This window comes from Pirellulales bacterium (assembly GCA_035939775.1).
GTDB lineage: Bacteria > Planctomycetota > Planctomycetia > Pirellulales > DATAWG01 > DASZFO01.
On the sequence record DASZFO010000190.1, the window covers coordinates 1 to 8,457 of the forward strand.

Genomic DNA, 8,457 nt, shown 5'->3' on the forward strand with positions numbered 1-8,457 from the left:
CATTGCGGCCATGGCCATCGTCGTCGAGAAATGCCTCGCCGCGAAACTCGCCATCCTTCCACGTCGAGATTACCGCGCGGGTTTGCGCCTCGGCCGCATCAAGAATCGTCTCCACTGCAGCCTCGACGACAGCGGCGCCAAATTCCGTAAACAGCCGCGACAACCGGCGTTCTCCGAGGTGCGCGGCCCCGACCATGGCGGCCAGATCGCCGCGAAACTCGCGGGGATTGCGGATATTCAGTGCCAGCATGTCCAGGAGATCGTCGCGTAACCGTCCGGCCTCGTAGAGCTTGATCGGCGGGACGCGCAGCCCCTCCTGCCAGATCTCGGTGGCGGACGGATTGTAGCCGCCATGGGTGGCGCCGCCGATGTCGCTCTGGTGTGCCCGGACGATGGTCCAGAGCAACCGCCGCTGTCGATCGAAGACCGGGACAAATGCCGTCAGGTCGGGAAGATGGCTGCCGCCATGGTCGGGATCGTTGAGCAGGATGACGTCACCCGGCCGAACATCACTGAAACGTCGTTCGACGGCCAGGGTAGCCCACGGCAATGCGCCGACATGTACAGGGATATGGTCAGCCTGCGCGATCAGGCGGCTCCTAGTGTCGCAAATCGCCAGCGAGAAATCCCGGCTGGAGTTCAGGATCTGGGAATAGGACGTGCGAAGCATGGCTTCACCCATTTCCCTCACGATCGAGCTCAGCCGGTGCTGGACGACGGATCGCGTGATCGGGTCGATCTCGATGGACATGGGTTTCCAGTTTGAAAAATTCGACTTGGCGAGATTGGAGAAACGCCTGGAAAAAAGCAATCTCGACGGGCCAGTCCGATGACTACTCCGCGCGGCTCGGCCGCATTTCGAGGATTTGCTTGGACAATTGCGCCGAAGCGGTTCTGGAGCGCCCAGCGCAGGCCGGCGGGGACAATTTTTTATTCCGGTTGAGACGGGATCAGCCTGATATAATCGCGATGCAGTGACATCGGTGATTTGCGACCATCGAACAGGACGCGAACGCTGCTATTGAGTCGGCTGCCGCCGACAATGGTGCCTTGCTTTTCGGCGAGACGCGGGTTGCGCGCTGCTCCGAGTGTGCTCATTCCGAAGCGGGCGCCTTTGGCGATGGGGGGAGCGGCCGAGCGGCCGTCGCTTCGAACGGAATGGACTGCGCCATTACGCTGGTTCTTGATCAATCCTTCGAAAACCCCTCTCGGCCGTTCGCTCATTCGTTGGGCCCTCGCAAAAATCGACCGCAATTCGAGTGGAATCGCACTAGACGATATGGAAATCAGCGGCGTGCAGTTGCGCCTTCGGTACGCCGGTCAGTGTGATCACGTCATGGCTGTCGACCGTTATCACCGTGTTGCCGTGACCATCATCGTGCAGGGCCCTCAAAACGGCCTGGGTGTTCGCAAAAATCGATTCATCGAATTGGAGAACATCAGAAAGGGGATGAAAATCCGTTAACACTGTGTGGCCGACCCCGGCAAAATTGAACACAAAGGTATCGCTGGCACCAAAGCCGCTCAACGTCTGATCCGGGGCAGTCGCGACCACCGTATTCTGGGCGGGACCGGGGTCCAGCATCGTCACCGGTGTCACACCCTGACCCGGATCATGCACAACCATGGGACCGGTGCTCTGGCTGGTGGCGGGCGGATCGAACACGAGCGTGCCGTTGCCACTGTCCTTTTGTACCGTAAAAATTCCTGCTCCCGTGTAGTTGACGAGATCGAACACTTCGGAGTGACCGGCTCCGTCGCTGACGGTCAGGACGCCGCTGGTCGCCGTCGTTGCGACATAATTGGCCGATCCCAACCCGGTCCAGGTCAAATCCAGTAGATCAATGCTGTCATGCGTGAGCGAATTTGCGCTCATGTTGGATATTTGCCCGGCGAACGGCTGGGTCAGCGAGTGATCGAGGATGAGGGTCCCCTGAACACCCAGGAAGCTGACAGTTGCCCCTACTGGGCCGTTGAACTCAAGCGTTGCCCCGTTGGCAATCGTGAAGGTTCCGGTCCCAGCGACGACAGCGCCAATATCGAGGCTGCCTGACTGGACATTGATTGTCCCGTTGTTGATGAAGCCTACGACCCCGGTGCTGGTGATACTGGCCGTTCCGGTGGAATCGATCGTGCCGTCATTGGTGAGGATATTCGTGCCGCCCGTGAAAGTGCTGGCGCCCGTGAGGTTCCAGAGGCCGCCAACCTCATTGTGGAATGTCGCATTGCCAGTGAGAACAACGCCGGTGATCGTTCCGAAATTGTCGATTGCCGCGGTGCCCGTTGAAGTCGTCGTGGCATCGATTGCGTCGGTCGTACCGGTCACTGTCGCGTAGTTGGTGACGCTTACATCGCCGCCATCGAAGCCGAGCGCGCTGATGCCGCTCCGTCCGGCGTTAATGGTTGCTCCGGCTTCAGCGATAATCGTTACCGTCCCGGTGCCGTAGTTGATGCCGCGTATACCGTCGGTGCCCGCCGGCGCGAGAATGGATGCGTAATCGTCGACCGAGACGCTGCCATGAACATTGCCGTCGACAGTATCTGTGTTGTTGGGATTGTAGCCGGCCAGGATTCCCGCGGCCGGGTCACCAGAACCGGACAGCACAGTGCCGGACTCAATCGTTCCATAGGCCAGGACCGAAACGAAGCTCGTTGATGGAACAGAAAATGAGCTGCCCGGCCAAGGCGCCGGAGCCTTGTTCAGCGCGACGATCCCCGAGCCTCCGTTCCTGGAATCGATCAGAATTCCGGCGCTGGTCGATACGTCGATGTTACCGGCGCCAAAATTCGACGCGCCAATCCCGTCTGCAAACCCGTTGACAGGACTCGCACCACCAAGCGTGATCGATCCCGCATCGTCGCTTACAACGATATTTCCTGTGCCGTAGTCGAAAGCCCTGATGCCATCTCCAGAGGCGGGATTGATGTTGGCAAAATTATTGACGACGACGTCCCCGTCGAGACCCGTCAGCGGAAAGGTCGTTGGAGTGGCAGTTCCGCCCAGATAACCCGCCACGATTCCGGCTGGTGGATTTCCGTTCGATAGAGCGGTACCAGAATTGATCGTCCCGACGGCAGTTACCGTAATTGAGCTATTTGCCGACGCAGCAATCGTCGCGGCCTCGCTAACGGCGTTGATTCCTTCGCTTCCCGAGTCGATGACGTCACCAGACGAGGTGATCACGGATATGTTTCCAGCATCGGTGCTGGTCGCAACTATTCCGTCGCCGGACGTCGACTTTACGGTTGCGCCGGAATAGACGTTGACCGCGACGTTGCCAGTCCCTCCGCCCAGGGCGGACGCAAGTATGCCGTATTGAACACCGGCCACGGTCGTTCCGGCCGCGTCGTTGACGGTTACGTTTCCGTTTCCTTCGTTATACGCATCGATGCCCAGGCCTGCCGCCGCCGTGATATTGGCATCGTTGTTGACGATGACGTTGCCGTTCACGTTTGTGTTGGCTGTCGCTGTCGTTCCACCAAGAAATCCCGCCGAGATACCGCTGGGTGAAGAGCTGCTATTGTTCAGTATGGTCCCCGAATTGATGGTCCCTTCGGCATTGACGGTCACGAGCGAGTCGCTCGAGGCAGCGATAACTGTCGCCTGGTTGACAACATCTATCCCAGTGCTGCCGGACGAAATCAGGTCCCCCGTCGACGTCGTGATCGCGATATTGCCTGGCCCGTAATTGAAGGCTCCAATGCCATAGGGGGCATTCCCCGATGAGGCGGTGGCAGAATTCAGCGCCGAAATGGTCGCATTGCCCCCAACGTTGATTGCAATGTTTCCAATGCCATAGTCGAATACGCGCATTCCATCGCCCGCAGCGGCGGTGATGCTGCCGGCATAGTTCACCAGCACGTTGCCATGGACGTTGGCATTGAACACATCTGCGACTCCAGGATCGACGCCTACGAGCATTCCGGCCGGTGCAGACCCGCTGTTGTTCAGGTTCGTACCCGAATCAATCGTTCCCAGTGCGACGACGGTGACGTTGGCCGGCACGGCCGCGCTCACGACCGTGGCTTGGTTCTCGGCGAGAATTCCCGTGCATCCCGAAGCGATCGTGTTGCCTGTGGCATCGACGACCGACACATTGCCGACCCCGTAGCTGATGGCGAGTATTCCGTATTGGGCGAAGCCGGAAGCCGTCGTTCCCGCGGCCGTCGCCGTGATCGAGCCGGAATTGGAAACAGAGACGTTTCCTGTCCCGTAATTCTGGGCGTTGATGCCTATTCCTCTGGTGGCGGTGATGGTGGCGGTGCTGCTGACGTCAACGTTGCCGAAAATTCCCGCGAGCGGGGGATTTGGTATATTGGCCGGCGGGCTCACTCCGCCGAAGTAGGCCGCCAGGATCGCCGAGGGTTCGCTCGTGGTCGTGACAAGTCCCGAATTGATGGTGCCGGCGGCCGCAATCGTAATCGAGCTATTATCGGCGAGCGGGACCGAGGTTCCCTCGTCCTCGTCAAAGATGCCGACGCCACCGGCGTTGATGGTCACCCCAGCCAACGTCGTCACCTCGGAACTGCCGGATGATGTAACTGCAAAAATGCCTCTCGCGTTTGCCGAGGTAATTTGCGCCGTTCCACCAACAAAGATCGTGAGTAATCCGCTGGTTGTAACGCCCTCGATCGCGAATGAGGCTCCACTTACATTGCCATAGTCGACGATCGTCGTTGAACCGGTCAGGGAGCTCGTGGAAATGCCGACGCCCCCGGACGACGAAACATTGCCCGCACTGGTGATCGCAATATTGGCACCGGTCGTGGAAACGTTGATCCCGGCAAAGGCGCCCGTCACCGTGATCGAAGAAGGTTGGATGGTTTCAACGTTGATCGTATCGGTCGAGAGGCTATCCGTGGCTGCGATATTCAGCCCGTTCGCGGTGCTGCTGGTAATAGTTGCGTTGGCCGCGAGCTGATAAAACTGCGCCGTGGTCGGCGTGAATGATTGTGCGGCGTTCGCTCCGGTCAAATGAGTCCCCGAGGGCTCAAGCACGATTTCGCTCCCGCCGGCGGAACTGAACAGCACGCTGAATGTGTCCGCGGCCGGCGCACCCGAAATCTTGTAGGTCAGTGTCGAGCCGCCCACCTCCGTGATCGAACCGCTGTTGCTCGCGCTTGAAACCGCGATACCCTCGAGAAGGATTGCGTCGCCGGTGGCTGGTGCGACAATCGTCGCCGTCGAACTGAAACCGGTCGGATTGTCCAGCGTCAGCAACCCGCCGCCCGGACTGAAAGTAATGGTTTGCCCTGGACCGACGGTGTTCACGATTTCGAGTTCGGCCTGATTGCCGATCGTGAACGAACCGTTGCCCGATACGGCACCTCCGACCTGGGCAGTTGCACCCGCGTTGACGTTGATGGTACCGGAATTCGCCAGCGCAAGCGTTCCCGCCGTCAACGAGCTCACGCCGTTGAAATTGATGGTTCCGGAATTGTTGATTGTGTTGGCGCCCGAGCCGAAGAAACTGGCGCCGCGGATATTCCAGACACCGCCCGCATTATTGTTGATGGTCGCCGTGCCCAGCTGCACGTCGCCGGATAGAATGCCGGAGTTGTTGATGGTAATGGCGCCGACATAGTCTGCGACCGAGAAATTGAAGCCGCTTACCGCATAATCGGCGGCGATGACAGACCCTGTGCTGGTATTGGTGAAAGTCGCGCCTTGCGTGCTGTCGTTATTGATTTGCACGACAGGACTGAAGGATGAGCCGAGGGCACTGATGGCTCCCGAGTTGGTAATGGAAACGATGCCGTTGACGCTGTTGGCAACTCCATTGCCTGTGCCGGCGGAAATTCCGATGCCGCTCGCGACCGTTATCGTACCCTTGTTATTGATCGATACGTTCCCGCCGCCGAGTGCGTAGGCATTCACGCCTATAGCCTGCGCGGTTATCGCCGAGGAAGTTTCGAGAGTGGCCGTCAGATTGCCGACGCCCCAATTGTAAAGCCCTATTCCTGCCCCGGACGCCGCATTGATAATGGCGCTGTTATCAACAAGGACGTTGCCCAGTATGTTGCTGTTGACGGTCCCGACTCCATACCCCGCCCAGATTCCACCTGAGAAACCGCCGCCCGTAGGCATGTCGAAGCCCGAGTTGATCGTTCCGACGGTCGTGATGGATATTTCACTGGTGGCGGGCGCACTTGTCGCCGAATTGCCCGCCGCGATTCCGATACCGCCGGAATTGACCACATCGCCAGCGGTGGTCGTAACCAAAACGTTCCCGCCGTTATTCGCAAACGCCGATATGCCGTTCAAACCATAGAGAGAACCGGCGGATATTGTTGCGCCGGTGAGGACGTTGATCGTTGCGCTTCCGGAAGTCGGGCCTTGAGAATAGGCGGCGATGCCGTATTGAGCGCCCGACACCGTCGTGTTCGCTTCGTCGGTCAGCGTCACACTGCCGTTGCCCCAGTTGAATGCGTCAATCCCCCAGCCGGCCGAAGCGGTGACGTTGGCAAAGTTGTCGATGCTTACAGTGCCGTTGACGTTGGCATTTGGCGTGCTCGCGGACCCTGGAACGTATCCAGCGGAAATTCCCGCCGGCTGAGAGCCGTTCGGGGTCAGATAGTCGCCCGAATTTATCGTGCCCGAGGCCGACACGCTTGCGCTCGAACCCGCTCCGGCCGCAAGCGCGGTTGCCAGGTTGAACGCGTTGACGCCGCTGGAACCGGAGTCGATGATATCGCTCGCAACCGTCGAGATGGAGACGTTCCCGGTCCCGAAGCCGGCAGCCTCCGCCCCAAATCCCTGTGGAGCAACGATGGTCGTGCTGGCGAGATCAAGGACGGCGACGTTTCCGCTGCCGTAGTTGAAGGCGCGGATTCCATCGCCGCCCGCGGCATTGATATTCGCCGAATTGTCGACAACGACGTTTCCGAACACGGCGGCGTTCGGCGTGCCCGTTTGGCTGCCAAGGTAGCCTGCAAGAATTCCAGCTGGTCTGTTGCTGTTACCGGTAAGCTGATAGCCCGAGTCGATGGTACCGACGGTCATGATCGAAATCGAACTCGTCGTAACCCCGCCGACTTGCGGGACCGATGTGGCCAGATTTACCGCGACGATTCCGGCGCTGCCTGACGTGATGACGTCGTTTGTCGTGGTCATTACCGAAATGCTGCCGGTGCCAGTTGAATCAGCCTCGATGCCATAAAACCGGCCGGCAGTGATGGTCGCGTTCGGTCCCGTCGTTATCATTACATTTCCATTGCCCTCCGTAAGCGCGTGAATGGCGTCGTAACCGCCGCTGATGCTTCCGGTCTGGTTGACGGTGACGCCACTGCCATCCGCGGCGTTCAGTATCTCAGCGAGGATTCCGTCATTGGTATTGCCGCCGGACACATTTCCGGAGCCGCCAACCTGAATGCTGCCACTGCCCGTGGCACTTTCCACGGCCAATATCCCGTAGCCCGCCTCGCCGCCGACTGGGCCGGATGTCGTGACGGCAACGTTGCCGAACGCATTTTGAGTGACGGTTATGCCATTTGCCGCGCCTGTAATAGTTCCGGTCAGGCCAACAGCCAGATTCGCAGTACCTCCCGTTGCCAGGAGATCGACCGCATCGCCAGTAGCTGAAGTGACGTTCCCGGCGCCGGCAATCGTCACCGCTCCGTCTGCGGTGGATATCGCATCAACGGTACCGGTAAAACTCGAAACCAGTGCCAGATTGCCGCCCGTTCCGGCAAAATTCACGGTGAAGCCGGCAGCGCTTCCAACCGAGAGCGTTCCGCCATTTGACACCTGGAGCAAGCCAGCGCTCGTCACCAACGAAGCCAGAATCGAAAGCGAAAACTCGTCCAGCAGCGTTACATTGGGGTCGCTTATCGTGAGAGAGTTGACCACCACTGTCGTGCCGGGAAGAATCGTAATCGTGTATGGCGTGGTACCAAATGGAGATATCTGAACATTTGCCGAGCTTGAGGGTAGGGTCCCGGAACTCCAGTTCGTCGGGTCGGCCCAACTTCCGCCAGCCGGATTGGCCCACGAATTCGGGATGGTATCGATGGAGAAGTTCCCGCTGCTGCCTGCCCCGCCCGGATTCCCCGCAGCATCCTGATAGCTTCCCGCTGTCACTCCGACCGACGCCGTTGTGATTTGAGTGTTACTGTTCGCAGTAAACAATGCTGTCCAGACCGCCGGGCCAGTCTGCTGCAGGTTACTAAGCGTGCCACCCGTAGCCGTTGTGTCGGAAAGACTGAACGCGGTCGGTGCTGCGCTGAAAGTGAATGTTACGGTTGCTGTGTTGTTGCTGACAGTGAGATCAGTGTTGCTGATGTTGATCGCAACCGTCGGAGCCACCGTATCGATGGCCTGGCTGTCCAGGCTCGCCAGGTTGGCCGCCAGCGCGACATTGCCGGCGGCATCGGTGGCGCCGCCCGCCACCAGGCTCAGCGCCACGCTGCCCGATGCCAGCCCCGGCGTCGGATTGGCCACGACGGTGTAGTGGCTGG

At 59.5% G+C, this 8,457-nt stretch carries 3 protein-coding genes; all 3 read right to left on the reverse strand.

The genetic code is table 11. From position 1 onward, the window contains the following. The coding region (locus tag VGY55_12295; protein ID HEV2970742.1) for a hydantoinase B/oxoprolinase family protein at positions 1 to 751 on the reverse strand (751 nt) is incomplete at its 3' end. Positions 752 to 930: 179 nt separating this feature from the next. Further along, positions 931 to 1,191, reverse strand: coding sequence for a hypothetical protein (locus VGY55_12300; protein HEV2970743.1), 261 nt, complete (start codon positions 1,189 to 1,191; stop codon positions 931 to 933). 79 nt (positions 1,192 to 1,270) lie between these two features. Beyond that, positions 1,271 to 8,440 carry an Ig-like domain-containing protein gene (locus tag VGY55_12305; GenBank protein ID HEV2970744.1) on the reverse strand — a complete coding sequence of 2,390 codons (7,170 nt, stop codon included), beginning with the start codon at positions 8,438 to 8,440 and terminating at the stop codon, positions 1,271 to 1,273. Positions 8,441 to 8,457 lie beyond the last annotated feature (17 nt).